The 26,536-nt window shown below is 35.6% G+C and carries 20 protein-coding genes, 2 tRNA genes and 3 rRNA genes; 15 read left to right on the forward strand and 10 right to left on the reverse strand.

Annotated features, from left to right (window positions below; all coding sequences use genetic code 11):
* Window positions 1-13: 13 nt before the first annotated feature.
* Window positions 14-796: a diaminopimelate epimerase gene (gene dapF / locus PQ463_RS13245; RefSeq protein WP_274254126.1), complete on the reverse strand. Its 783-nt coding sequence runs from the start codon at window positions 794-796 to the stop codon at window positions 14-16.
* Between the two features lie 160 nt (window positions 797-956).
* Here dapF and PQ463_RS13250 point away from each other — a divergent pair, with 160 nt between their 5' ends.
* Both PQ463_RS13250 and PQ463_RS13255 read left to right on the forward strand, forming a co-directional pair.
* A complete protein-coding gene (locus tag PQ463_RS13250) occupies window positions 957-2,357 on the forward strand; it encodes a trypsin-like peptidase domain-containing protein (RefSeq protein ID WP_274254127.1) in 1,401 nt (466 codons plus the stop codon).
* Between the two features lie 200 nt (window positions 2,358-2,557).
* Window positions 2,558-4,006 (forward strand): glyceraldehyde-3-phosphate dehydrogenase, encoded by a 1,449-nt coding sequence (locus PQ463_RS13255; RefSeq protein ID WP_274254128.1) that lies wholly within the window; start codon window positions 2,558-2,560, stop codon window positions 4,004-4,006.
* 64 nt (window positions 4,007-4,070) lie between these two features.
* On the opposite strand, the gene PQ463_RS13260 is transcribed toward PQ463_RS13255, so the two are convergent.
* Window positions 4,071-4,529 (reverse strand): Lrp/AsnC family transcriptional regulator, encoded by a 459-nt coding sequence (locus PQ463_RS13260; protein ID WP_008467950.1) that lies wholly within the window; start codon window positions 4,527-4,529, stop codon window positions 4,071-4,073.
* A 201-nt stretch (window positions 4,530-4,730) separates the two neighbouring features.
* Here PQ463_RS13260 and ald point away from each other — a divergent pair, with 201 nt between their 5' ends.
* Entirely contained in the window at window positions 4,731-5,849 is a 1,119-nt protein-coding gene (gene ald / locus PQ463_RS13265) for an alanine dehydrogenase (RefSeq protein WP_274254129.1), read from the forward strand.
* Window positions 5,850-5,971: 122 nt separating this feature from the next.
* Here ald and pafA read toward each other — a convergent pair whose 3' ends face one another.
* The 7 genes from pafA to PQ463_RS13300 all read right to left on the reverse strand — a co-directional run bounded on the left by pafA (window position 5,972) and on the right by PQ463_RS13300 (window position 13,562).
* A complete protein-coding gene (gene pafA / locus PQ463_RS13270) occupies window positions 5,972-7,591 on the reverse strand; it encodes an alkaline phosphatase PafA (protein ID WP_274254130.1) in 1,620 nt (539 codons plus the stop codon).
* A 318-nt stretch (window positions 7,592-7,909) separates the two neighbouring features.
* Window positions 7,910-8,019 (reverse strand): 5S ribosomal RNA (gene rrf, locus PQ463_RS13275).
* A gap of 153 nt (window positions 8,020-8,172) precedes the next feature.
* Window positions 8,173-11,055: ribosomal RNA gene (locus tag PQ463_RS13280) — 23S ribosomal RNA — on the reverse strand.
* Window positions 11,056-11,181: 126 nt separating this feature from the next.
* Window positions 11,182-11,255 (reverse strand) — tRNA-Ala (locus PQ463_RS13285).
* 91 nt (window positions 11,256-11,346) lie between these two features.
* A tRNA-Ile gene (locus PQ463_RS13290) sits at window positions 11,347-11,420 on the reverse strand.
* A 130-nt stretch (window positions 11,421-11,550) separates the two neighbouring features.
* Window positions 11,551-13,064: ribosomal RNA gene (locus PQ463_RS13295) — 16S ribosomal RNA — on the reverse strand.
* The 16S, 23S and 5S rRNA genes sit together here with 2 tRNA genes alongside, the layout of an rRNA operon.
* Window positions 13,065-13,298: 234 nt before the next feature.
* Window positions 13,299-13,562 (reverse strand): hypothetical protein, encoded by a 264-nt coding sequence (locus PQ463_RS13300; protein WP_274254131.1) that lies wholly within the window; start codon window positions 13,560-13,562, stop codon window positions 13,299-13,301.
* Window positions 13,563-14,187: 625 nt separating this feature from the next.
* Between PQ463_RS13300 and thrS the strand changes: the two genes are divergently transcribed.
* The 12 genes from thrS (at window position 14,188) to PQ463_RS13360 (ending at window position 25,118) form a co-directional block, all read left to right on the forward strand.
* Window positions 14,188-16,134: a threonine--tRNA ligase gene (gene thrS / locus PQ463_RS13305; protein WP_274254133.1), complete on the forward strand. Its 1,947-nt coding sequence runs from the start codon at window positions 14,188-14,190 to the stop codon at window positions 16,132-16,134.
* 76 nt (window positions 16,135-16,210) lie between these two features.
* Entirely contained in the window at window positions 16,211-16,705 is a 495-nt protein-coding gene (infC, locus tag PQ463_RS13310; protein WP_216359054.1) for a translation initiation factor IF-3, read from the forward strand.
* A 115-nt stretch (window positions 16,706-16,820) separates the two neighbouring features.
* Complete coding sequence (gene rpmI / locus PQ463_RS13315; protein WP_008464950.1) at window positions 16,821-17,018, forward strand: 50S ribosomal protein L35; 198 nt, start codon at window positions 16,821-16,823, stop codon at window positions 17,016-17,018.
* A gap of 184 nt (window positions 17,019-17,202) precedes the next feature.
* On the forward strand, window positions 17,203-17,547 hold the full coding sequence (gene rplT, locus PQ463_RS13320; protein WP_008464948.1) for a 50S ribosomal protein L20: 345 nt from the start codon (window positions 17,203-17,205) through the stop codon (window positions 17,545-17,547).
* A 109-nt stretch (window positions 17,548-17,656) separates the two neighbouring features.
* Window positions 17,657-18,472, forward strand: coding sequence for a hypothetical protein (locus PQ463_RS13325; protein ID WP_274254134.1), 816 nt, complete (start codon window positions 17,657-17,659; stop codon window positions 18,470-18,472).
* A 20-nt stretch (window positions 18,473-18,492) separates the two neighbouring features.
* Window positions 18,493-19,065 carry a Crp/Fnr family transcriptional regulator gene (locus PQ463_RS13330; RefSeq protein WP_274254136.1) on the forward strand — a complete coding sequence of 191 codons (573 nt, stop codon included), beginning with the start codon at window positions 18,493-18,495 and terminating at the stop codon, window positions 19,063-19,065.
* A gap of 79 nt (window positions 19,066-19,144) precedes the next feature.
* On the forward strand, window positions 19,145-19,579 hold the full coding sequence (locus tag PQ463_RS13335) for a carboxymuconolactone decarboxylase family protein (RefSeq protein ID WP_274254137.1): 435 nt from the start codon (window positions 19,145-19,147) through the stop codon (window positions 19,577-19,579).
* Window positions 19,580-19,991: 412 nt separating this feature from the next.
* Window positions 19,992-21,470, forward strand: a complete 1,479-nt coding sequence (locus PQ463_RS13340) for a tetratricopeptide repeat-containing sensor histidine kinase (protein ID WP_274254138.1) — start codon at window positions 19,992-19,994, stop codon at window positions 21,468-21,470.
* A complete protein-coding gene (locus PQ463_RS13345; protein ID WP_274254139.1) occupies window positions 21,470-23,257 on the forward strand; it encodes an ATP-binding protein in 1,788 nt (595 codons plus the stop codon). The genes PQ463_RS13340 and PQ463_RS13345 overlap by 1 nt, the downstream gene beginning before the upstream one ends.
* 8 nt (window positions 23,258-23,265) lie before the next feature.
* Window positions 23,266-23,934 carry a response regulator gene (locus PQ463_RS13350; RefSeq protein WP_274254140.1) on the forward strand — a complete coding sequence of 223 codons (669 nt, stop codon included), beginning with the start codon at window positions 23,266-23,268 and terminating at the stop codon, window positions 23,932-23,934.
* Window positions 23,935-24,078: 144 nt separating this feature from the next.
* Window positions 24,079-24,246 carry a hypothetical protein gene (locus tag PQ463_RS13355; RefSeq protein WP_157957700.1) on the forward strand — a complete coding sequence of 56 codons (168 nt, stop codon included), beginning with the start codon at window positions 24,079-24,081 and terminating at the stop codon, window positions 24,244-24,246.
* 68 nt (window positions 24,247-24,314) lie between these two features.
* On the forward strand, window positions 24,315-25,118 hold the full coding sequence (locus PQ463_RS13360) for an endonuclease/exonuclease/phosphatase family protein (RefSeq protein ID WP_274254141.1): 804 nt from the start codon (window positions 24,315-24,317) through the stop codon (window positions 25,116-25,118).
* 1 nt (window position 25,119) lies between these two features.
* On the opposite strand, the gene PQ463_RS13365 is transcribed toward PQ463_RS13360, so the two are convergent.
* Window positions 25,120-26,379 (reverse strand): asparagine synthetase B, encoded by a 1,260-nt coding sequence (locus PQ463_RS13365; RefSeq protein WP_274254142.1) that lies wholly within the window; start codon window positions 26,377-26,379, stop codon window positions 25,120-25,122.
* Between the last annotated feature and the right edge of the window lie 157 nt (window positions 26,380-26,536).

Below are 26,536 nucleotides of genomic sequence, written 5' to 3' on the forward strand. Positions count from 1 at the left end.
GTAGATTTTAGATTTAAATCTCAATTGTTCCTTTGAATACAAATTTTGCAGGTCCTGTCAGGAAAACATTGGTATAACCACCATTATCTTTATCAAAAGAAACGACAAGTTTTCCTCCTTCAACATTTAAATTAATTGAAGTTTTATCTGTTTCTCCTATAGCATTCATAGCAATTGCTACTGCTGTAGCACCAGTTCCGCAGGCAAGGGTTTCGTCTTCAACACCTCTTTCGTAGGTTCTTAAAGAAAAAGTATCGTTATCTACTTTTTTTACAAAGTTGATATTGCTTCCTTTTTCTCCATACAATTCTCCATAACGAATTGCGGCTCCGTTTTCTTTTACGTTATAATGTTCCAAATCTTCTACGATCTGAACATGATGCGGTGAACCTGTATTTAGGAAAGTATAAGAATCTTTTCTCTGAATTTCGTTTACATCGATCATTTGTAAAGAAACAATTGAATCGGCATTTACAGAAGCGTGATGCAATCCGTCTGTAGCAATAAAAGTCGTTTTGTCATCAATTACTCCCAATTGATTAGCAAAAGCAACAAGACAGCGACCGCCGTTTCCGCACATCGAACTTTGATTTCCATCAGAGTTATAATACACCATTCTGAAATCAGTTTCAGAATCATTTTCTAAAAGAATTAATCCGTCTGCTCCAATCCCGAAACGTCTGTCACACAGACGTTCAATAAGTTTTACATCGTCTTTTGGAAAGAAATTGGAACGGTTATCAATCATTACAAAATCATTTCCTGTACCTTGATATTTATAAAATTCTATTTGCATTTTTTAGTTGTTAGAAATACAAAAGTACGAACTATTAATTAATGAAATGTTAATCATTGTTAAAGAGAGTTAAACCATTTTTCCAAATAATTTTTTGAAGTATTTTTACGTTAAATATTAAAAACATAAATTTCTAATAACTTAAATTATAAATTCTAACATGAAAAGATTTTCAGCCTTATTTTTAGTGTCATTGCTAAGTGGTGCTATTACTCTTGGTGCTTACAAGTTATTATTTGAAAGCAACAATTCTTTTTTTGGAAAAGGAAATTCTGTTGTAACTCTTGCCTCTAACTCTTATGGAAAAAATGTTGGTTTAGGTGCCGAAATACTAGATTTTACCGAAGCCGCAGACAAAACCGTTCACACCGTTGTTCACGTAAAAAATGTTTCGAGAAGAACTGTAAGCAATCCAATGCTTGAGTTTTTCTACGGATACGGCGGACAGCAACAGCAAGAACAAGTAGGAACTGGTTCTGGTGTAATTATTTCTGAAGACGGATACATTGTGACTAATAATCACGTAATTAAAGACGCTACAGAAATCGAAATTACTTTAAACAATAAAAAATCATACAAAGCGAAGCTAATTGGTACTGACTCAAAAATGGACATTGCTCTTTTAAAAATCAACGCCGATGAGAAACTTCCTTACACTGCTTTTGCCAATTCTGACAATGTAAAAGTTGGAGAATGGGTATTGGCAGTTGGAAATCCGTATAATTTAACTTCAACAGTAACTGCAGGAATTGTTTCGGCGAAAGCCAGAAATTTGGATCAAAGCGGAATCCAATCTTTCATACAAACTGATGCTGCGGTAAACCCAGGTAATAGCGGTGGAGCGTTAGTAAATGCAAGAGGAGAATTGATTGGAATTAACACCATGATTTCTTCAATGACAGGTTCTTATGTTGGATATTCTTTTGCCGTCCCTTCTAATATTGCTCGCAAAATTATCGAGGATATTATGGAGTATGGAAATGTTCAAAGAGGTATTCTTGGTGTTGAAGGAGGCGAATTGAATGCAACGGCTTCTAAAGAATTAGGAGTAACAGAAACACAAGGATTCTATATTAATAGAGTTTCTAAAAATTCTGGTGCAGAAAAAGCTGGTTTAACAAAAGGAGATATTATTGTAAAATTGGATGATCAAAACATCGCTACTTATGCAGATTTATCAGGTTACATCAATACAAAACGTCCAAACGATGTTGTAAAAGTAACTTATATTAAAGAAGGAAAAACGAAAACCGTTCCTGTTACTTTAAGTAAAAATGAGTTTTACAGCGCCGAATTTAAAGGAATTGAATTAGAAAACATTGATGCCGCTGACAAGAAAAAATTCAGAATTGATTACGGGGTTAAAATTAAAAACATCACAAACGAGAATTTAATGCAATATCAAAACGAACTACTAGGAAATATTATCCTAAGCATTGATAATGTAAAAGCAACAAACGTTGAAACAGTTTCTAAACTTTTAAGTAAAAAAGACGAAGGACAAAGCGTACGAATTGAAATGATCAACAGAAACGGAGAGATTTTCAGAATAATTATTTAAGTCGCCATTTTTAGTCACAGTTTTCAGTTACTAAAAACTGTAAACTGTGACTGCGACTGAAAACTTCAAAAAAGCCATCTTAATAAAATAAGGTGGCTTTTTTATTTTCAAAAATAAATGCTAAAATAGTTTACGAAATCGATTGAAATAGATACTTTTGCGCAAAATTTTAAAATAGTGAGCATTTTATTTTTTCAATTATGAGTAACAAATCATTGTACCAAAAAGAGGTATCCTTACAAGTCGACCGAAGAAAAGCCGGTGTCGAATTAATTAAAATCATAAGCGATTTATGGTATGACAAGTCTATCGAAATGGTTTTATTCAAAAATCAATTATTGGATAAAAACGTTAGTGATATTATAAATCTTCATCAATATGCCGGTGAATTCGTGGGCAAACCGATAAGTATTTTTGATTCGGTTGAAATCGCAAAAGTAGTTTTATCTTTAGATCTTCCGCCAGCAAAAATAGATCTTGGAAAACTAACTTATGAATATCGTTTAGAAGATGAAAAATATCCTGATGCAAGATATTTTGTTATTGAAAAATTGAAAAAAGCAAAATCTTCAAAAGAAATCAAACCAAAAGATATTGTTTTGTATGGCTTCGGAAGAATTGGACGTTTATTGGCGAGAGAGCTAATGTCTAAAACTGGAAAAGGAGATCAATTGCGTCTGAGAGCAATTGTAACCCGTGATAAAAATGATGCAACAAGTTTAGAGAAACGAGCTTCTCTATTACGATACGACTCAATTCACGGAGATTTTCAAGGCTCTGTAATTGCCGATGCTAAAAACAACGCTTTAATTATAAACGGAACAACGGTTCACATTATTACAGCCAATTCACCAGAAGAAATTGATTACACTACATACGGAATTAATGATGCTTTGGTAATTGATAATACTGGAGCGTTTACTACTGAAGAAGCATTAAAAAGACATTTAACATCAAATGGAGCGAGCAAAGTTTTATTAACTGCTCCAGGAAAAGGTGTTCCAAATATTGTGCATGGTGTGAATCACAATGAATTTAATCCTGAAGAAGTAAATATATTCTCTGCCGCATCTTGCACAACAAATGCGATTACTCCAATTTTAAAAGTGGTTGAAGAAACGCTTGGAGTTGTAAAAGGGCATTTAGAGACCATTCATGCTTACACCAACGACCAAAATCTGGTAGATAATATGCATAGAAAATACCGTCGTGGTAGAGCAGCAGCTTTGAATATGGTTATTACCGAAACTGGCGCAGGAAGTGCTGTAGCAAAAGCTTTACCATCATTAGAAGGTAAATTAACTTCAAATGCAATTCGTGTTCCTGTTCCTAACGGCTCTCTTGTTGTTTTAAATTTAGAAGTTAAAAAAGCAACATCAATTGCAGCTATTAATAAAATCATGAAGAAATATGCTCTTGAAGGAGAACTGGTAGAGCAAATAAAATATTCCTTAAACAACGAATTAGTCTCGTCTGATATAGTTGGAACTTCTGCTCCATCTATTTATGACAGCAATGCTACAATTGTTTCAAAGGATGGAAAAAATATAGTGCTATATATTTGGTATGACAATGAATATGGATATAGTCATCAAGTTATTCGTTTAGCAAAATATATTGCCAAAGTAAGACGTTATACATATTATTAATTCAACCAAACTAACTTTTTTTCTTAAAACCATCAGGACTTTCTTGATGGTTTTTTATTTTAGTTTAAATAGGAAGAACAGTAGTACTTTTTACCTCCGAAATCACAAAAACGGTATTTATTAAAGAAACTTCAGGTAGAACCGATAATTTTTTCTGATGAAAATGATGGTAGCTTTCCATATCTGGAATTATAATTTTCAGCATATAATCGAAGTTTCCTGAAACATAATTACATTCGACAACTTCTGGCAAATTCAAAATCGATTGATTAAATCCTTCCGAAGTATCGTAAGTCTGTTTTGTCAGCGTAACTTGACAGTAAACCGTCAAATTATTCCCAAGTTTTTTCTTGTCAAGAAGTGTCACATATTTTTCGATAATACCATCTTTTTCAAGGCGTTTCACACGATCATGAACAGGTGTCAAAGACAAATTTATTTTGTTTGCGATGTCTTTTAAAGTGTAATGCGCATCTTCCTGTAAAAGGCGTAGGATTTTTTTGTCAATTTCATCTAAAGCCATAACGAAAACGTTTTATTAAAATTAGTCCGAATTAGTCATTTTTTCTTTTTGAAGAATGAATTTCGTCTCAAAACAGAATATTTTTCTGTAAAAGTAAAAAATAAAATAATATTTTCTTATTTATTCAGCATTAAACCATAATTTATTCTCTATCTGTAGATTTGTAAAACAAATTCAATAAAAACAAAAAAATATAACAAAATGATAATAGGTGTTCCTAAAGAAATAAAAAATAACGAGAACAGAGTTGCCTTAACTCCTGCAGGTGTTTCTGAAATGAAAAAACACGGACATACAGTTTATGTTCAATCTACTGCTGGTTTAGGAAGTGGTTTCGCTGACGCGGAATATGCTGAAGCTGGTGCAATTGTTTTACCAACAATTGAAGAAGTTTATGCTATTGCAGAAATGATCATTAAAGTAAAAGAACCAATTGCTTCTGAATATCCATTGATCAAAAAAGATCAATTATTATTCACGTACTTCCACTTTGCTTCTTCAGAAGAATTAACGCATGCAATGTTAGAAAAAGGAGCTGTTTGTTTAGCTTACGAAACTGTAGAAAAAACAGACAGAAGCTTACCATTATTAGTTCCAATGTCTGAAGTTGCAGGGCGTATGGCAATTCAACAAGGAGCAAAATACCTTGAAAAACCATTAAAAGGAAGAGGAATTCTTCTAGGTGGTGTTCCAGGTGTTCCACCAGCAAAAGTATTAGTTTTAGGTGGAGGAATCGTAGGAACTCAAGCTGCTAAAATGGCTGCTGGATTAGGTGCTCAAGTTACTATTATGGACTTAAGCTTACCACGTTTACGTCAATTGGATGATATCATGCCAGCAAACGTAAACACAGAAATGTCTAACCACTACAATATTACTAGAGCAATTAAAGATGCTGACTTAATTGTTGGTGCAGTTTTAATTCCAGGAGCAAAAGCGCCTCACTTGATTACTCGTGATATGCTTAAATTAATGCGTCCAGGAACTGTTGTTGTTGACGTAGCTGTAGATCAAGGAGGATGTATTGAAACTTGTACTCCTACAACACACGAAAATCCAACATTCATTATTGACGATATCGTTCACTACTGTGTAGCTAATATGCCAGGAGCTGTACCTTACACTTCTACATTAGCTTTAACAAATGCAACTTTACCATACGCTGTACAATTAGCTAACAAAGGATGGGAAAAAGCTTGTGCAGAAAATGAAGAATTGAGAAAAGGATTGAACGTAGCTAATGGAAAAATCCTTTACAAAGGGGTTGCAGAAGCTTGGAATTTACCTTTTAACGAAGAAATAGTATTAGCAAACGCATAGTGCTAATACTTATATAAGTGCTTACTAAATCACTATTACAAAAGGCTTTTCTTAATTGAAAAGCCTTTTTTTATGGCATAAAAAAACCTGTCACGAAGACAGGTTCTAAAATTATACTTTTTTTACTTCTTATTATCCAAAACTTCAGTCATAACTTTTGCCTCGGTTCCATTTGGAAAAGTAACTTTAATTTTTTGGGCAATTGTTGGAGCAATTTCCGTAATAGCTTTCTTATCGTAAGATTCTCCTTTTTTGATATGCCATCCATAAAAAATAGCTGGTACATGTGTATCATAACTATAAATTGTTCCATGTGATGTTCCTGTTGGAGTATATTCTATCATTCCAGGTTTATCTACAATAACCAAATCACCATTTTGGGTAACATCATAGCCTTTTGCCACAAAATTAAGAGCATAATCATTTCCAGCATTAGCTAAAATTTCCTCTTCCGTATAAACTTTTTTAACTTGAGGTTGAGTAACTAAAAACTTTTTAAAAGCATCTTTAACTTTATCCAGATCCAATTTCTTATCCTTAATAATCTGTTTATTAAAGAAAACATTAAAGTTTGAATAATTTTGAACTAAATCTACACCAAAAGTCTTAGTAGAAAAATCTTGTAAGCTTTTCTTAACTTCTTTTGAAGGATAATTATCTACATTATATTTACGATCTTTCAAGTAAATTACATTCTCAGCACCTGCGTGGTCAGCTGTCAAGAAAAGTAAATAATTTCCTTTACCAACCGTTTTATCAAGATAAGCTAAAAAATCAGCAATGGTTTGATCCAATCTCAAGTAAGTATCTTGAAGTTCCATAGATCTTGGACCAAGTAAGTGACCTACATAGTCTGTTGAAGAAAAACTAACTGTTAAGAAGTCAGTAATATTATCTTTACCTAATTCTTCTTTCTCAATAGCTCTTTTTGCAAATTCAGCCAACAAATCATTTCCGAAAGGAGTAGCACGGATGATTCCAGCATCATTTTTCTCATACATTGATTTTAGATCGTATGGAAAAACTGGTGCCGCACTTCCATACAACTTTCCTTCATAAGGATTATTATCAGGAAGACTTTCATTATAAACCGAAGCTGGCTTGTATAAATCCCAACCTTTATTAATATATTTTAAGTAGTTTTTTTCATTGTTGAATTCGGTAACCCACTCTGGCAATTTTTCACCATAAAAAGTACTAGAAATAAAAGAACCAGTTTTGCTGTACCAAAATGCCCAGTTCGCAAAATGTCCTGCTGGCAATATAGCACCACGGTCTTTTAAACTCATTCCGATAACTTTTCCTGTAAAATTAGTAGCCATTCTAACTTCGTCTGTAATTGTAGTGCTTTGAAGGTTTTTTGGAGACATAGCACCTTCTTCTGCTGTACCATCTCCTACTGTTTTAACACCAGCATCATCAGTACAATACGTTTCTTTACCAAGCGTTCTGCTAAACCATTCGTTACCTACAATTCCGTGAGTCGCTGGAGTTGTACCTGTGTAGATTGAAGCATGCCCAGGAGCAGTATAAGTTGGCATATAATTGTAATGCATATTCTGGAAAGTAAATCCATCATTCATTAGTCTTTTAAAGCCATTTGGAGAAAAATCATCTGAAAAACGATATAAATATTCCATTTTCATTTGATCGACAACTATACCCACCACTAACTTTGGACGTTGTTGTGCACTTAAGCCTGTAACAGCAAGAAGCGCTAACAATAAAATATTTTTCTTCATGTTTAAAAAGTAATTTAAACACAAAAATACTCATTCAAATTCAAAAACTCTAAAGTATCAATATTTAACGACTACAATTGACTATAATTTAACACTTCTAAACTCAAGGTTTCTAATCCCAATGGCGTTTCCCGCCACGGCGGGCCGTGTTGTCCGCTGTATCTTTTGCGGGAGTATACATAGGGAAGAAAGAAGCTCTCGAGTCCTGCAAAAGGATGCCGCTTCCATCATTGACGTGGCTGGCTGAGACAGTTTTTTTTTTTCAAAATCATATAAAAACAAAAAATCCCCATCAGATAATGATGAGGATTCTTAAAAGAAAGGCGACGACATACTCTCCCACAATGATGCAGTACCATCTGCGCAGGCGGGCTTAACTTCTCTGTTCGGGATGGGAAGAGGTGAGCCCCGCCGCAATAACCACCTTAAGGCTATTCGCTGCAAGCAGCTTTTAATTATTAATTATCAATTGTAAATTGTTAATTATCAATTAAACAATATTTTAACATACTGAGATAAAGAAACAAATAAGCTTTATTTAAGAAAGTTCCTTCCCGAGCCATTGGCTCGGGAAAAAGGGTGTGCATAAGCTTACGGATTATTAGTACTACTCGACTGTGACATTACTGCCTTTACATCTGTAGCCTATCAACGTGGTCATCTTCCACGATCCTTAAAAGAAATCTCATCTTGTGGTGGGTTTCGCGCTTATATGCTTTCAGCGCTTATCCCTTCCCAACGTAGCTACTCTGCGGTGCCCCTGGCGGGACAACAGATACACTAGAGGTTAGTCCAATTCGGTCCTCTCGTACTAGAATCAGATCCACTCAAATTTCTAACGCCCGCAGTAGATAGAGACCGAACTGTCTCACGACGTTCTGAACCCAGCTCGCGTGCCACTTTAATGGGCGAACAGCCCAACCCTTGGGACCTTCTCCAGCCCCAGGATGTGACGAGCCGACATCGAGGTGCCAAACCCCCCCGTCGATATGAGCTCTTGGGGGAGATCAGCCTGTTATCCCCGGCGTACCTTTTATCCTTTGAGCGATGGCCCTTCCATGCGGAACCACCGGATCACTATGCTCTACTTTCGTACCTGATCGACCTGTATGTCTCTCAGTCAAGCTCCCTTATGCCATTGCACTCTACGCACGGTTACCAAGCGTACTGAGGGAACCTTTAGAAGCCTCCGTTACTCTTTTGGAGGCGACCACCCCAGTCAAACTACCCACCAAGCACTGTCCCCCACATCGCGGGGTTAGGCCTCAGATAAACAAAGGGTTGTATTTCAACAATGACTCCACAGCGCCTGGCGACGCCGCTTCAAAGTCTCCAACCTATCCTACACATCATTTATCCAAGGTCAATACTAAGCTATAGTAAAGGTGCACAGGGTCTTTTCGTCCCACTGCGGGTAAACGGCATCTTCACCGTTACTACAATTTCACCGAGCTCATGGCTGAGACAGTGTCCAGATCGTTACACCATTCGTGCAGGTCGGAACTTACCCGACAAGGAATTTCGCTACCTTAGGACCGTTATAGTTACGGCCGCCGTTTACTGGGGCTTCAATTCAATGCTTCTCCGAAGATAACATCTCCTCTTAACCTTCCAGCACCGGGCAGGTGTCAGGCCCTATACTTCATCTTACGATTTTGCAGAGCCCTGTGTTTTTGATAAACAGTCGCCTGGACCTCTTCACTGCGGCCCCGATTGCTCGGGGCGACCTTTCTCCCGAAGTTACAGGTCTATTTTGCCTAATTCCTTAGCCATGAATCTCTCGAGCACCTTAGGATTCTCTCCTCAACTACCTGTGTCGGTTTACGGTACTGGTTCTTACTGCCTGAAGTTTAGAGGTTTTTCTTGGAAGCCCTTAGGCGCACTATCTCTTTGTCCGAAGACTCCGAGTACTATCGCATTTCACCAAACTCTCCGGATTTGCCTAGAGAGCCTATAGCTAGGTGCTTTAACGAACTATTCCGTCAGTTCGCGGCGCTTTCATCACTCCGTCACCCCATCACAGCAATAAGAAGTACGGGAATATTAACCCGTTGGCCATCGACTGTCCCTTTCGGGTTCGCCTTAGGTCCAGACTAACCCACAGCTGATTAGCATAGCTGTGGAAACCTTAGTTTTTCGGTGTGCGGGTTTCTCGCCCGCATTATCGTTACTTATGCCTACATTTTCTTTTCTGACCGGTCCAGCATACCTTACGATACACCTTCAGCCCTGTCAGAATGCTCCCCTACCACTTTGTGTTGCCACAAAATCCATAGCTTCGGTAATATGCTTATGCCCGATTATTATCCATGCTCGTCCGCTCGACTAGTGAGCTGTTACGCACTCTTTAAATGAATGGCTGCTTCCAAGCCAACATCCTAGCTGTCTGGGCAGACAAACCTCGTTCTTTCAACTTAGCATATATTTGGGGACCTTAGCTGATGGTCTGGGTTCTTTCCCTCTCGGACTTGGACCTTAGCACCCAAGCCCTCACTGCTGTAAAACATTATATAGCATTCGGAGTTTGTCAGGAATTGGTAGGCGGTGAAGCCCCCGCATCCAATCAGTAGCTCTACCTCTATATAACTATTATCAGCGCTGCACCTAAATGCATTTCGGGGAGTACGAGCTATTTCCGAGTTTGATTGGCCTTTCACCCCTACCCACAGGTCATCCGAAGACTTTTCAACGTCAACCGGTTCGGTCCTCCACTGTGTGTTACCACAGCTTCAACCTGCCCATGGGTAGATCACACGGTTTCGCGTCTAACACTACTGACTAAAGCGCCCTATTCAGACTCGCTTTCGCTGCGGATCCATGGCTTAACCACTTATCCTTGCCAGCAGCGTTAACTCGTAGGCTCATTATGCAAAAGGCACGCCGTCACCCCACGAAGGGGCTCCGACCGCTTGTAAGCGCATGGTTTCAGGATCTATTTCACTCCGTTATTCACGGTTCTTTTCACCTTTCCCTCACGGTACTGGTTCACTATCGGTCTCTCAGGAGTATTTAGCCTTAGCGGATGGTCCCGCCAAATTCAGACAGGGTTTCACGTGCCCCGCCCTACTCAGGATACCGCTATCCTTTACATTCATTACTTATACGAGGCTATCACTCTCTATGGCTCTACTTTCCAGCAGATTCTAATTCTTTATGCAAGAAATGTCGCGGTCCTACAACCCCAGCAATGCCGTAACAATCCTGGTTTGGGCTAATCCGCGTTCGCTCGCCACTACTTACGGAATCACTTTTGTTTTCTTCTCCTCCGCCTACTTAGATGTTTCAGTTCAGCGGGTTTGCCCACCTATCGGTGTGCTATATCTTCAATATAGCGGGTTGCCCCATTCGGATATCTGCGGATCAATCGGTGTGTGCCCGTCCCCGCAGCTTTTCGCAGCTTATCACGTCCTTCATCGCCTCTGAGAGCCTAGGCATCCCCCATGCGCCCTTATTTTGCTTATTGCACCAATCTTGTTCCTTAAAACAAGACCGTTTTGTTTTGTTTTTATTATTGCTAATAAAAACGCTTTCTACTTTCTTATTATTTTCTTATCTCAATATGTCAATGAACTTTTTTCCTTTCGGAACTGTGGAGAATAACGGAGTCGAACCGTTGACCTCCTGCGTGCAAGGCAGGCGCTCTAGCCAGCTGAGCTAATCCCCCAAATCTAATGATGAATTGTGAATTATGAATTATGAATTAATATTCATAACGCTTCAACTCTAGAATTTCCTTCTCTTTAAGCCTTAAAAAGTAGTCCCGGGCAGACTCGAACTGCCGACCCCTACATTATCAGTGTAGTACTCTAACCAGCTGAGCTACGAGACTCTGTTTTTTTTTACTTAAAAGTTTATTTCTTTAAATTAACAGCAAGAGTAATGCAATTTCAAGATCCAGAACCTAATGTCCGGCATCTTATTTCCCAAGCGTGCCCTGAGGCTAACACTTTGGGCTCTAGAAAGGAGGTGTTCCAGCCGCACCTTCCGGTACGGCTACCTTGTTACGACTTAGCCCTAGTTACCAGTTTTACCCTAGGCAGCTCCTTGCGGTCACCGACTTCAGGCACCCCCAGCTTCCATGGCTTGACGGGCGGTGTGTACAAGGCCCGGGAACGTATTCACCGGATCATGGCTGATATCCGATTACTAGCGATTCCAGCTTCACGGAGTCGAGTTGCAGACTCCGATCCGAACTGTGACCGGCTTTATAGATTCGCTCCTGGTCACCCAGTGGCTGCTCTCTGTACCGGCCATTGTAGCACGTGTGTAGCCCAAGGCGTAAGGGCCGTGATGATTTGACGTCATCCCCACCTTCCTCACAGTTTGCACTGGCAGTCTTGTTAGAGTTCCCGACATGACTCGCTGGCAACTAACAACAGGGGTTGCGCTCGTTATAGGACTTAACCTGACACCTCACGGCACGAGCTGACGACAACCATGCAGCACCTTGTAAACTGTCTTGCGAAAGATCTGTTTCCAAATCGGTCAGTCTGCATTTAAGCCTTGGTAAGGTTCCTCGCGTATCATCGAATTAAACCACATGCTCCACCGCTTGTGCGGGCCCCCGTCAATTCCTTTGAGTTTCAAACTTGCGTTCGTACTCCCCAGGTGGGATACTTATCACTTTCGCTTAGCCACTGAACTTGCGCCCAACAGCTAGTATCCATCGTTTACGGCGTGGACTACCAGGGTATCTAATCCTGTTCGCTACCCACGCTTTCGTCCATCAGCGTCAATCCACTGGTAGCAACCTGCCTTCGCAATTGGTATTCCATGTAATCTCTAAGCATTTCACCGCTACACTACATATTCTAGTTGCTTCCCAGTAATTCAAGTCCTGCAGTATCAATGGCCGTTCCACCGTTGAGCGATGGGCTTTCACCACTGACTTACAAGACCGCCTACGGACCCTTTAAACCCAATGATTCCGGATAACGCTTGGATCCTCCGTATTACCGCGGCTGCTGGCACGGAGTTAGCCGATCCTTATTCTTACGGTACCGTCAAGCTCCTACACGTAGGAGTGTTTCTTCCCGTACAAAAGCAGTTTACAATCCATAGGACCGTCATCCTGCACGCGGCATGGCTGGTTCAGGCTTGCGCCCATTGACCAATATTCCTCACTGCTGCCTCCCGTAGGAGTCTGGTCCGTGTCTCAGTACCAGTGTGGGGGATCTCCCTCTCAGAACCCCTACCCATCGTAGCCTTGGTAAGCCGTTACCTTACCAACTAGCTAATGGGACGCATGCTCATCTTCCACCGTTGTGACTTTAATAGCCAAACCATGCGGTTTGGCTATGCTATGAGGTATTAATCCAAATTTCTCTGGGCTATCCCTCTGTGGAAGGCAGATTGCATACGCGTTACGCACCCGTGCGCCGGTCTCAAAGCCCGAAGACTTCTACCCCTCGACTTGCATGTGTTAAGCCTGCCGCTAGCGTTCATCCTGAGCCAGGATCAAACTCTTCATCGTATATTTTAATATTATATATTCGATGCCTTTACTGTCGGTTCTTTTCGAATCTCTCGATTCCATTACTCTTATTTTTTCTTGTTCTGATTTTCATCAGAACGGCTGTCAATTCAATATGTCTACGAACGTATTTTTTTTTGTCTTCGCCTGTATCTCAAAGCGGGTGCAAAACTAAAACTTCTTTTTGTTTCCTGCAAGAAAAACTTGAAAAATTTTTGAAGCTTTATTTTCGCCTCATCTTTTCGTTTTTCTCACCAGTATCTCAAGGAACTTTCCGTGTTTTGCGGGGTGCAAATGTAAAAAGCTTTTTCTTTTCCCGCAAGCTTTTTTTAATCTTTTTTTTCGGAAATCTCTTTCCTCAAATGTAATCAAGCTGCCGGAATGTCTAAGAGCGTTTTTCGCTGTTGCGGGTGCAAAAGTAGAACCTTTTTCCGCTTTTCCAATGCTTTTGCCCAGCTTTTTTCGATCTTTTTTCGGATTATTTCTTAACTGTCTCATAACGGCAGGTTTACATTTTATGATTTTTCGGATATGTGTGGGATTTTTCTTCCTTACCATGCCTTTTCGGCATTTTTCCAAGGCTGCAGCTTTCCGTTTTTAGGGAATTTTCAGCCCTTCCCCCTTCTTTCTGCCGATTTTCCATTCTTTTTAAGGGGCTTCTCCGAGGAAAGCTTCTTCCGAAAACCGATGCCCATAGCCCCGATAGGAGCGGAAATCCTTTTGGGGCCGGGGTCCGGCCACAAAAGATTGAAGCGGATAGCGGGAAATAGCTCCTAATTAATATTAAAATTCCAATCTTTTAAATTCCAAATTCCAAAACTGCCGATAAAAAGGCTTCGCTGTGCTCTGACTGACAGCCGAAGTTTTCTCATTATCATATAAACATAAGGCGCACTGCGGTGCGTCTCTACAGGGAATTGAAATTTGATCAATCTCATTATACCTATATACGTATAACAAAAACAAACCCGACAGCTTTCAAAAACCTGTCGGGTTAAGAGCAAGAATTACCCTTATATATAATAATGAGTAAAAACCATATTATATAATAAAGTAAACTTCTACATATATATTGTATGTATTTTTGTAATCATGTATATTTGCATTCACAAAATTATAAACAATGATCAAGATTACTTTACCCGATGGGTCAATTAGAGAGTTCGCTTCGGGCGTAACTCCAATGGAGGTCGCTAAAAACATTAGCGAAGGTTTTGCTAGAAACGTGATTTCTGCATCTTTTAATGGTACAACTATTGAAACCGAGACTCCATTAACGACCGATGGTAATCTTATTTTATATACTTGGAATGACGCTGAAGGTAAAAAAGCTTTCTGGCACTCTACTTCGCACGTAATGGCTCAAGCTCTTGAGGAATTGTACCCTGGAATTAAATTAACTCTTGGACCTGCAATTGCTAATGGCTTCTATTATGATGTGGATTTTGAAGATCAGAAAATTTCTGAAGCAGATTTCAAAAAGATCGAAGACCGTATTCTTGAAATCGCACGAGGAAAGTTTGATTTTAAAATGCGCCCTGTAACTAAAGCGGAAGCGCTGGAAATGTACAAAGACAATGTTTACAAGACTGAATTGATTTCAAATCTTGAAGACGGAACTATTACATTCTGCGACCATTCTACTTTTACTGATTTATGCCGCGGTGGACATATTCCGAATACTGGAATTATCAAAGCTGTAAAAATCATGAGCGTTGCCGGTGCTTATTGGAGAGGTGATGAAAAAAACAAACAGTTAACTCGTGTTTATGGAACTTCTTTCCCAAAACAAAAAGATTTAACTGAATATCTTGAACTTCTTGAGGAAGCAAAACGTCGTGACCACCGTAAACTTGGAAAAGAGCTTGAGTTATTTGCTTTCTCTCAAAAAGTTGGTCAAGGCTTACCTTTATGGCTACCTAAAGGAGCTGCCTTAAGAGATCGTTTGGAGCAATTTTTAAAGAAAGCACAAAAGAAAGCTGGATATGAGCAAGTTGTTAGTCCACATATTGGTCAAAAGGAACTTTACGTTACTTCTGGTCACTATGCTAAATATGGAGCAGATAGTTTTCAACCGATTCACACACCAGCTGAAGGTGAAGAATTTTTATTGAAACCAATGAACTGTCCTCACCACTGTGAGATTTACAATGTAAGACCTTGGTCATACAAAGATCTGCCTAAGCGTTATGCTGAATTTGGCACTGTTTATAGATATGAGCAATCTGGAGAATTACACGGTTTAACTCGTGTAAGAGGGTTTACTCAAGATGATGCACACATTTTCTGTACTCCAGAGCAATTGGATGAAGAGTTTAAAAAAGTAATCGACCTTGTATTGTATGTATTTGGTTCATTAGGCTTTGAAAACTTTACAGCTCAAATTTCATTGAGAGACCAAGAAGACAGAGATAAATATATTGGTACAGACGAAAACTGGGAGAAGGCTGAAAACGCTATTATCAACGCAGCAAAAGACAAAGGTCTTAATACTGTAGTAGAATATGGCGAAGCTGCATTTTATGGTCCAAAACTAGACTTCATGGTAAAAGATGCTTTGGGAAGACAATGGCAATTAGGAACAATTCAGGTAGATTACAACTTACCTGAGCGTTTTGAATTGACTTACAAAGGTGCTGATAATGAATTACATCGCCCTGTTATGATTCACAGAGCTCCTTTTGGATCTATGGAACGTTTTATAGCAATTTTACTTGAGCATACTGCAGGAAATTTCCCACTTTGGCTAATGCCTGAGCAAGCTATTATCTTGTCTTTGAGCGAGAAATACGAAAATTATGCTAAAAAAGTTTTAGATTTGCTAGAAAATCACGAAATTCGCGCCCTAATTGACAACCGAAATGAAACTATCGGTAAGAAAATTAGAGATGCAGAAATGCAGAAAATCCCATTTATGCTTATCGTTGGTGAGGAAGAAGAGAAAAACGGTACAATTTCTATTCGCCGCCACGGTCAAGAAGGAAAAGGAAATATCACAGTTTCAATCGAAGAATTTGCTGCGATTGTAGACGAAGAAATAAAAAAGACATTAAAAGTATTTACAGTTTAACTTAAATTAGAAAGTCATAGCAATAAAAAGTAACAGAGGTTTTCAACCTCGAGTAGAGAAAAAAGATGCGCACAGAATAAACAATCTTATTCGTGTTCCTGAAGTACGTCTTGTAGGTGAAAACATTGAACCAGGGGTTTTTAAAATCGCCGATGCGCTACGTTTAGCTGACCAATTTGAATTGGATTTAGTTGAAATCTCGCCAAATGCAGAACCGCCGGTTTGTAAAATCATGGATTACAAGAAATTTGTTTACGAACAAAAGAAAAGAGATAAAGCTTTGAAGGCTAAATCTTCTCAAGTTGTAGTAAAGGAAATTCGATTTGGTCCTCAAACAGACGAGCATGATTATGAATTTAAAAGAAAGAACGCTGAAAAATTCTTAAAAGAAGGAGCTAAATTAAAAGCTTTCGTATTCTTTAAAGGACGTTCTATCATTTATAAAGATCAAGGTCAGATTCTATTATTGCGTCTTGCTCAAGATTTGGAGGAACATGGTAAAGTTGAAGCTATGCCTGTTTTGGAAGGAAAGAGAATGATTATGTTCATTGCTCCGAAGAAAAAGAAATAAGTCGAAAGCTTAAAGTCTTAAAGTCGAAAGTCATAAACTGACTTTTGACTTTTGACTTTTGAACTTTTAGACTCAAGATATAAGTAAGTAAGAATAAATTAAAACACTAGGAAAAATGCCTAAAATGAAAACAAAATCTAGCGCTAAGAAACGTTTTAAAGTTACTGGCTCTGGAAAGATTAAAAGAAAGCATGCTTTTAAAAGTCACATCTTGACTAAAAAATCTAAAAAACGTAAATTAGCTTTGACACATTCAGCGCTAGTTCACCAAACAGATATGAGAAGCATTAAACAACAATTAAGAATTATCTAATTATAAGTCAAAAGTTAGAAAGTCATAAAGCTTAAAAGTCAGTATCTGACTTTAGACATTTGACTTTAAGACATTAGACTAAAGATTTTCTTTAGGTTAAAAAATTATTTATATAACCTTGGAGTATGGCTTTAAGTTCCTTTGATTCAATTCAGGACGCCTGCTACAAAAACACATTAAAATTATGCCAAGATCGGTAAATTCAGTTGCTAAAAGAGCAAGAAGAAAAAAAATAATGAAGCAAGCCAAAGGTTTCTTTGGAAGACGTAAAAACGTTTGGACAGTTGCTAAGAATGCAGTAGAGAAAGCGATGAGCTACGCTTACCGCGATAGAAAACAAAACAAAAGAAATTTCCGTTCATTATGGATTCAACGTATCAACGCTGGAGCTAGATTAGAAGGAATGTCTTATTCTCAATTCATGGGGAAAGTTAAAGCTAACGGAATCGAATTGAACCGTAAAGTTCTTGCAGATTTAGCTATGAACCACCCAGAAGCTTTCAAAGCTATTCTTAATAAAGTAAAATAAAACGTTTTATAAACTCAATTTAAGATTACTTACTTATTATAAAAAAACCATTCGTTTATTCGAATGGTTTTTTGTTTTTATTATCTTTCGATACGAATACAATAAAGAAATGAAAAAACTCTTTGTAATTTTATTCATTACACAAATGCTTTGGACAAAAGCTCAAGAGCGCAATGTTGATAAAAACTCCATACAAACAATCGTTGGTATAATTGACAAACGTGATGTTGGCTGTCTCTTGGAAATTAAGAGAGCAAAATTAGATTTTAAATCTAAAGAGGTCCTTTATGATATTATTCCCGAAGGATATCTTGACAGAGACTATAATAGACATTATCCTTATTTAATAAATTTACTTAAAGAAAAGGGCATTAATTATTCTGAGTCTGTTGAACACGAGTTTTCATCAATTTGGAGTTCAGATGATGCAACTAAATACCCATTAGCAACAAACTGCTACTGTAAAGCATCTAATGAATTGTTGAATGTAAAATATGGCCAAAACTTCATTAAAAACATAAAAAAGACTGCTGACAGTTTGTATGTGATGAGTAGAATACATATACCTTTTGAATATCCTTATGGGGTAGATGATTACTGTATGGTATACCCAAAAGCTGGAGACTTCCTGGAGCAAAAGATTCAAATTCAAAAAGATTTTTTCTCTTCGTTTGTATTCCCTAAAAATTTTATTCAGAGCAATGAAAAAAGAGATTTTTTTGCCAAAACTAAATTCAAAATCAATAAAGACAATTCTATATCTAACATTATTGTAAAGATTGAATTTAAGAATCAAAAAAATGAAAAATTTTACAATTTGATAGCCGACCAAATCACCGCATTTATTAAACATGCAGACTGGACTGCTGCGGTTAGTAATGGCATAAAAGTAAATAGTAACTTTGATATCAATTTCTACAATTAAAACATATAAATTTCAAAGTAATGCAAAACTCACTTATCCTTCATATTAAAAAATTCATTTCTCTTGAAGCTTCAGATATTGATAAACTAGAATCATGTCTAGAACTTTCGAAAATAAAAAAGAAAGAACACATTTTAGAAGAAGGTCAAATATGCAATACAATGTATTTTGTTGTTAAAGGCTGCGTAAGACAATATATCATTAATCCAAAAGGATCTGAGCAAACCTTGCAATTTGCTATCGAAAATTGGTGGATTACTGATTATTTGAGCTATCACAATCACATCCCATCAAGCTTCTATTTGCAGGCTGTAGAAAATTCAGAAGTTATTGCAATTGATAAAAACGTTCTAGAATCCTTGCTAATTGAAATTCCGAATCTTGAAAGATACTTTAGAATCGTCACTCAAAAAAGTTTCGGCGCCATGCAAATGCGAATTAAATTCTTATTTACAATGTCAGCTGAAGAAAGGTATCATCACTTTAATGACCATTTTCCAGAATTTGTTCAACGTGTTCCTCAATATATGCTTGCCTCCTATTTAGATTTTTCCGCAGAATTTATGAGTAAAATACGAGCTGGAAAAGTCTGATTTGGATTTCTTGAAGTAGTTCAAGTTTTTAAGAGTATCCATTACTGACCTTTGTAATGAACTTTTAAAACAAATAAAAATGAACACAAGAATTGTTATTCCTCAAGTTGCTCCAGAAGCGTATAATGCTTTATTAAGCCTAGAAAAATATATCTCATCTACTTCATTAACTCCTGTACACAAAGAATTAATTAAAATACGTGCATCCCAAATAAATGGTTGTGCTTACTGTATTAATATGCACACTGCCGATGCAAGAAAACTAGGTATTTCTGAACAACGAATTTATCTAATTAGTGCTTGGCGCGAAGCCGATTTTTATTCTGAAGAAGAAAAAGCAATATTAGCCTTGACCGAAGAAATTACATTAATAAGCAATCATGTTTCGGATGAAGTTTATCAAAATGCGGCTCAATTATTTGATGAAAAATACCTTGCCGAAATCATTTTAGCAATTATCACAATTAATGCTTGGAATAGAATAGGAATTACAACTGGAATGAGAGCTATTTAAGTTTTATAAAGATAAGTTTTACAACATTTTAAAATTTTAACAACCCTCACTCTGAGGGTTTGTTTGTATATCATTGTAAATGAATGCCAAAAAATAAATAATATCGCTTTTTTGTAAAAACAGGTATTTATACTCTTTCACAGGAATTCAGATTTTTTATTTTTGGCGCATGATACCCAAAAGAATACAATTTTCACTATATATACTTTTAATTTTTGTGGCTTTTTTCGCCTGTCAGAAGAGAAAAAAAATTACTACAGAAATTACCAATAACAAGGTTAAAATAGAAAAGACAATAAATGCCGCTGATTCATTCTACAAAAATAAACAGCTAGATAGTGCATTTTATTTTTACAATAAAGCGAGAACAAAATGCAACCCAAACAAAGACACTAAAAACTATGTTTATTGCATGTATTACATGGCTGAGATTCAACAAGACCATGAAGATTTTATTGGAAGCATTATTACTGCAACAGAAGCAATTCCTTATTTAGATAAAATAAATAACCCAAATCATGTATGGAATATCTATAGTGTTTTAGGACGAAATTATTATTATACATATGATTATCCAAAAGCTATTTATTATTACACCAAAGCATTTGCTTTGAAAGTTGACAGAATTAATATACTCGAAGCAAAAAACAATATTGCCGCAATTTACCTTAAACAAGGTAAATACAATAAAGCCTTGCAAATTTTCTTATCAATAAGCAAAGAAAAAATTGTACAGCAAAACCCAATATATTATTCCAAAATACTCGATTATATTGGTATTTGTTATTTCAAACTCAGAAATACAAAAGCCCTGTCCTTTTTCCAAAAGAGCATACAAATCAACTCTGAAGCAAAGCATGAAGACGGTTTAGGCAAAACATATTATAATCTAGCTGAATATTATAATAACAATAAGGCTTTATCGATGATGTATGCCAAATTAAGCTATAAAAATTACACATTATCTGGCAATACCAATGATCGCTTACTTGCTTTAAAATTTATTATCGATAATACTAATTCGGCTATTGAGACAAAAGAAAAGTCTCTTCTTTATATTAAAGTGAATGATAGCATTTATATAATGAGACAAAAAGCAAGAAATCAATTTGCAAAAATGAAATATGATTCTAAAATAGAGAAAGAGGAAAACTTAAAACTAAAGGCTCAAAAAATAAAAAACGAACTTCAATTAGAAAAACAGGAAAGCAGAAATATTATTTCATATATCATAATCATATTGGCATCATGTCTAATTGTGATTGTTTATTTCTATTTAACGGCACGAACCAATCGCCAAAAAATTGAAGCAACTTATCAAAGCGAAACTAGAATTTCAAAAAAACTGCATGATGAATTAGCTAATGACATTTATCATACGTTAGCTTTTGCAGAGAACAGAAATCTCTCTGCTGAAGAAAACAGAAGCCATTTATTGAAAAAGCTAGATGATATTTATTCTCGAACAAGCAATATATCTAAGGAAAACAATCCGATTTTATGCGATCAAAATTTTACAATTTCACTTAAAGAGATGATTTCTGGATTTAATACATCTACAATAAACCTCTTAATAAATGGGTTAGACGAAATTTCATTGAATCAACTGGATGAAATTAAAAAAGTATCTGTTTACAGAACCATCCAAGAATTATTGGTGAACATGAAAAAACATAGTGACGCTACTTTGGTTGCCATAACTTTTAAAAAAAGAAACAATATTATTTTAATTAATTATACCGACAACGGAAAAGGAATCGATTCAAACAAAATGGTTCACAAAAATGGCTTACATAATATTGAGAATCGAATTCGAGCTATCAAAGGCGAGATCGAAATTCATTCAGATTTAGGAAAAGGTTTCAAGGTTTTAATTAAATTTCCTGTATAATGATCAAGAACTTCTCCCGCTTTTTTCAAAAAAAAATTATTCTTTCTTGCTTGCTAATCATTTGTTTGATTTTAGCAACTCTTTTTTCCGTACAGTTTTCTAAAACAGAAAAACAACAAAAAAATCACCTTAAAGCTGATCGTTCAATTAAAATAAAAAAAACATTAGAAAAAGCCCATGCTTTTTTTAATGTTGCTAAATATGACAGTGCCTATTTTTATTTCAACAAAACACAATTGCTATGCGATCCGAAAGAAGATTATCCAGATGAATATGTTGGTTCATTAAACTACATAGTCGAAATCTTGCAACGATATGGCAATTTTTACGAAGCAGAAGCTACACTTATAAAAGCATTTCCTTATTTAGAAAAAACATCAGATAAAAAGTATGCCATTAATGCTTACACATTTATGGCTTACAACTATTTTTATACTTATGATACCGAAATGGCACTTTACTATCATAAAAAAGCATTAAAAAAAGCAATATCCACATTTAGAAAAGCGCGAATATTATCTGAAATTGCATTTGTATATGTTCAACAAGAAAAATATCAAGAAGCGAAAGATATATTAGAGCCAATATCTAAGTGTAAAATTGCAGATAAAATCACGCCTTCAAATACAAATCTTGTGCGTTCGGCTATATTATATAATTTAGCTCTATCCTACATAGGCCTCGGAAATCATAAAGAACAAGCTTTAAAGTGTCTTAACGAAAGTTTGGAATTAACTATTCCATATAATAATGATTTTGAACTAATTGCCAATTATTTTGGTTTTTATCTTTATTACTCAAAATACAACAATCCTGAACTAAAAAAACTTTATGCAGAGAAATCATATTATGCTGCAAAAAGAGCAAAATCAGCTGGAAATGAGATCGACAGATTAGCAGATCTAATTGAGGTGGACAAAGCTGAAAACTCAAAAAAACTCTGGAAAATTTATACTAGAAAAAATGATAGTCTCTATTTAAGCAGAAAAATGGAAAAAAATCAATTTGCTGACTTAATATACGACTCAAAGAAAGATAAAAACGAAAACTTTGAACTCAAAAATCAAAAAGCAGAAAAAGAATTACAATTGCAAAGACAAAAAAACAGAAGCTACATTTCTTATGTCGTAATTTCTTTAAGCTTATTCATTATACTTTTTTTAATATTTTATATTACTACTAAAGGTAAACGAGAAAAAAACGATATCATATTTAAAAGCGAAATGAGAATATCTCAGAAATTGCATAGTGAGCTTAACTCAAATATATATGAGACATTATTATTTGTACAGGATAACTATCTAGAAAATAAAGAAAATAAAGAAAAACTACTAGATAGTCTAAATAATATTTACTCAAAAACTCGCAACATATCGAGAGAAAACAGCAAAGTCACGACAGACGATGGATACTTAGCTGCTTTAAAGGAAATGATTTCAGAATACAAAACTAAAGATGTAAATATCATTTTAAATGGATTTGACTCAACACTTTGGAGTAAAATTGATAAAAATAAAAAAATAATACTCTATCGAATTTTACAAGAATTATTATTCAATATGAAAAAATCTAATAGCTCTAGTTTAGTGAGCATTATTGTAAAAGAAATAGATAAAAACCTAGTCATTTCCTATACTGACAACAGCAATAAAGTTGCTTCAGAAAATAGTATTTTAGAAAAAAGACTACAAAATGTGGAAAACCGTATTGAAACAATAAAAGGAACATTTAATTTTGATGCAAATTCAGAAAGTGGTTTTAAAATAAGTTTCAAATTCCCTATATAACCCAATATATGTTTAAAAAAGTTTTAGTTGCCGAAGATCTAGACAGCATCAGCATTGCAGTAGTTCAAGTACTTGAAGAGTTACAAGTTCCAGTAATTCATCACGTAAAATATTGTGATGAAGGTCTACTTAAAATAAAGAAAGCGTTGGCTGACAAAGAACCTTATGATCTATTGATTACTGATTTGTCATTTAAGTCGGACCATAGAAAAGTAAACCTAAATAGCGGTGATGAACTTATTGAAGCTATAAACAAAGTACAGCCAAATTTAAAAAAGATTGTTTTTTCTATAGAAGACAAGAGCTATAGAATTAAAACTCTTTTTAACGAATTGGGTATCAATGCTTACGTTTCTAAAGGACGAAATAGTATTACGGAGTTAAGAAATGCTATTGAAAGTACATTCAATAATGGAGAAAAAATACTTTCTTCTGATTTGTCTTTTAATTTTAACGACAAAGCCTTAATCGAAATCGAATCGTACGACATTTCAATCTTAAAACTTCTATCGCAAGGATACATTTTAGAAAGTATTTCAAAAGAGTTTAAAGATTTATCTATTACACCTAACGGAACAAGCAGTATAGAAAAAAGAATCAATAAATTGAAAATTTACTTTAAAGCTAACAATAATGTCCATTTAATTGCTATTGCAAAAGATTTTGGCTTAGTGTAATTTTTATAGCGCTTTACGGGTTTCCGTAAGGATTACACTTTTGATAACGCTAAATTTGTGATAATCTAGTAACTAACCATGGAACCAAAAAGTAAAGCGAGTATTATATTCTCCAAAATTAATACTACTCAAAATAAAATTATTATGAAAACAATGTTACTTTGTCTTTTTTTATCAATTAGTTTTGCCTTTGTTTCTGAAAAAACAGGCTGGCTAGAAATTGATTGGAAATTAATCTTTATTCCAGCATTATTAGTATTGCAAATTATAATTATCGGAACTGCTCTAAAAAACCGATATAAAAAACATTAATTAATTTTAAGAAGGGCTTGATTATTGCTGGAAAAGAAAATTTACATCTTATTCCATTACATTCTTACATGAAAAAAAATCTCTGCCTCGTCTTATTATTCTTTACATTTTTATCTTTTGCACAAACCAAAGTTTTATCTTGGAATATTGAAAATTTTGGAAAATCAAAATCAGATGCACATCTAAATTATATTGCCAAAACAATTTCCAATTACGATATCATTGCAATTCAAGAAGTTGTTGCTGGAAACGGAGGCGCTCAAACTGTTGCAAAATTGGCATCATTACTTAATGAAAAAGGAAGTAAATGGGATTACAAAATAAGTGACCCCACCTCTAGCAGCAGTTACAAAACGGAACGCTATGCATATATTTGGAAAACCCATAAAGCCAAATTAAAAAACAAACCATGGCTGGAGAAAAAATTCAACTCAGAAATTGATAGAGAACCTTACTTTGCAACTTTTGAGATTAATAAAAAGACAATCACACTAGTTAATTTTCACGCCATAACACAAAAAAAGCAACCAGAAACTGAAATCAAATACTTCAAGTTTCTGCCAAACCAATACCCAGATTTAAATCTTGTTTTTTTAGGAGATTTTAATTGCCCCGAAAAACATTCTGTTTTTAACCCGTTAAAAAAGATGGGATATTCCTCTATATTAAAAAATCAAAAGACAACGCTCAAACATAAATGCAAAAACAATATCTGTCTAGCATCTGAATTTGACAATATCTTTTATAAGATATCCAATTTAAAAGTCATCAATTCGGGAATTATCAAATTTTACGAAGATTTTGATTCACTTCAGAACGCAAGAAAAGTATCCGACCATATCCCGATTTGGTTTGAATTTTCTTTAAACTAATTTAAGTTTTAAGCTTTTTCTTTCTAGCAGCCGGAAATAAAACATTATTCAAAATCAATCTATATCCTGGCGAATTAGGATGCAAATCTAAAACCGTTGGCGGATCTCCAACCTGATGCTGAAAATCTTCTGGGTCATGTCCGCCAAAAAAAGTAAACATCCCTTTGCCTTTTTCTCCATGAATATATCTTGACTCACCATTCAATTCGCATGTTCCCATGATCAAGATATTAGATTTTATTAGTGAAGTATCAAATGAGGTTGTCTGCCCCATAAAACCTTTTACCAATTGGGTGTGATTTTGACATAACATACTCGGAATTGGATCCCATTTTGCCGAAAATTCCATTAACGTAAAATAATCTTTCTCCATCAATATTCGTCTTTTCGTTGTCATATCGATATCTGAAAACTCATAAACTTCAGGTCTTCTTTCAAGAGTGAAATTTTTGAAGGCAAAAGAATTATTGTAATTTAATTTTGACTGATAATTAGATTCACTTGGGTCTCCATCAAACATGGTTTCGCAAATATCCACACCATCAGCAGCAAGCGCAATATCAAAACTATCTGTAGCAGAACACATAGCAAACATAAAACCTCCTCCAATTACAAAGTCTCTAATTTTCTTTGCCACTGCTCCTTTTTCTTGGGATACTTTAGCATATCCTAGTTTTGCGGCCAAGGCTTCTGCATCTTTTTTTTGATCAATGTACCAAGGCGTATTTTTGTAAGCTGCGTAAAATTTTCCGTATTGTCCCGTAAAATCTTCATGATGTAAATGCAGCCAATCATACATTAATAGTTGGTCACTTAAAACTTCTTCATCATAAATTGGCGTAAACGGAATTTCGGCATAAGTTAAAACCAAAGTCACAGCATCATCCCAAGGTTGTTTTCCTTTTGGAGTATAAACAGCTATTTTAGGAGCTTTTTCTAGAATCACTGATTCCATATTCTGAGAAGGACTCGATATTTCATTTAAAATAGAAGCTTGTTCGCTATCTGAAATTACTTCAAAACTAACTCCTCTTATTTTACATTCTTTTCTAATTTCATCAGCATCAGGAAGTAAAAAAGAACCTCCGCGGTAATTTAAAAGCCAGCTTGCTTTATAATCCCTACTCAAACACCAATAAGTAATTCCGTACGCTTTTAAATGATTTTGCTGCGTTGTTTCGTCCATCGGAAGTAAGATAAACGAAGCTCTAGCATTAAGTGTTGCTAATAGTATAAAAATGTAGAGTAAACTCTTATTCATCAGAAAATTATTTTAGTAAAGATATAAAAGGCTGCAACAAAAAAGAACGCATCCCATCTTTTTCTGATATAATAGAATGTTAAATAAGAATAGTGCGAAAAAAAAGGAGATTTTCAACAATAAAAAAACAGGTAAAAATACCTGTTTTTTGATAGAA

Source organism: Flavobacterium sp. KACC 22763 (genome assembly GCF_028736155.1).
Lineage (GTDB): Bacteria > Bacteroidota > Bacteroidia > Flavobacteriales > Flavobacteriaceae > Flavobacterium.

What these genes read in the sequence shown, in the direction of transcription:
- dapF (WP_274254126.1), bottom strand. Translation starts at nt 796, where the DNA reads ATGCAAATAGAATTTTATAAATATCAAGGTACAGGAAATGATTTTGTA.
- PQ463_RS13250 (WP_274254127.1), top strand. Translation starts at nt 957, where the DNA reads ATGAAAAGATTTTCAGCCTTATTTTTAGTGTCATTGCTAAGTGGTGCT.
- PQ463_RS13255 (WP_274254128.1), top strand. Translation starts at nt 2,558, where the DNA reads ATGAGTAACAAATCATTGTACCAAAAAGAGGTATCCTTACAAGTCGAC.
- PQ463_RS13260 (WP_008467950.1), bottom strand. Translation starts at nt 4,529, where the DNA reads ATGGCTTTAGATGAAATTGACAAAAAAATCCTACGCCTTTTACAGGAA.
- ald (WP_274254129.1), top strand. Translation starts at nt 4,731, where the DNA reads ATGATAATAGGTGTTCCTAAAGAAATAAAAAATAACGAGAACAGAGTT.
- pafA (WP_274254130.1), bottom strand. Translation starts at nt 7,591, where the DNA reads ATGAAGAAAAATATTTTATTGTTAGCGCTTCTTGCTGTTACAGGCTTA.
- PQ463_RS13300 (WP_274254131.1), bottom strand. Translation starts at nt 13,562, where the DNA reads ATGAGACAGTTAAGAAATAATCCGAAAAAAGATCGAAAAAAGCTGGGC.
- thrS (WP_274254133.1), top strand. Translation starts at nt 14,188, where the DNA reads ATGATCAAGATTACTTTACCCGATGGGTCAATTAGAGAGTTCGCTTCG.
- rpmI (WP_008464950.1), top strand. Translation starts at nt 16,821, where the DNA reads ATGCCTAAAATGAAAACAAAATCTAGCGCTAAGAAACGTTTTAAAGTT.
- rplT (WP_008464948.1), top strand. Translation starts at nt 17,203, where the DNA reads ATGCCAAGATCGGTAAATTCAGTTGCTAAAAGAGCAAGAAGAAAAAAA.
- PQ463_RS13325 (WP_274254134.1), top strand. Translation starts at nt 17,657, where the DNA reads ATGAAAAAACTCTTTGTAATTTTATTCATTACACAAATGCTTTGGACA.
- PQ463_RS13330 (WP_274254136.1), top strand. Translation starts at nt 18,493, where the DNA reads ATGCAAAACTCACTTATCCTTCATATTAAAAAATTCATTTCTCTTGAA.
- PQ463_RS13335 (WP_274254137.1), top strand. Translation starts at nt 19,145, where the DNA reads ATGAACACAAGAATTGTTATTCCTCAAGTTGCTCCAGAAGCGTATAAT.
- PQ463_RS13340 (WP_274254138.1), top strand. Translation starts at nt 19,992, where the DNA reads ATGTATTACATGGCTGAGATTCAACAAGACCATGAAGATTTTATTGGA.
- PQ463_RS13345 (WP_274254139.1), top strand. Translation starts at nt 21,470, where the DNA reads ATGATCAAGAACTTCTCCCGCTTTTTTCAAAAAAAAATTATTCTTTCT.
- PQ463_RS13350 (WP_274254140.1), top strand. Translation starts at nt 23,266, where the DNA reads ATGTTTAAAAAAGTTTTAGTTGCCGAAGATCTAGACAGCATCAGCATT.
- PQ463_RS13355 (WP_157957700.1), top strand. Translation starts at nt 24,079, where the DNA reads ATGAAAACAATGTTACTTTGTCTTTTTTTATCAATTAGTTTTGCCTTT.
- PQ463_RS13360 (WP_274254141.1), top strand. Translation starts at nt 24,315, where the DNA reads ATGAAAAAAAATCTCTGCCTCGTCTTATTATTCTTTACATTTTTATCT.
- PQ463_RS13365 (WP_274254142.1), bottom strand. Translation starts at nt 26,379, where the DNA reads ATGAATAAGAGTTTACTCTACATTTTTATACTATTAGCAACACTTAAT.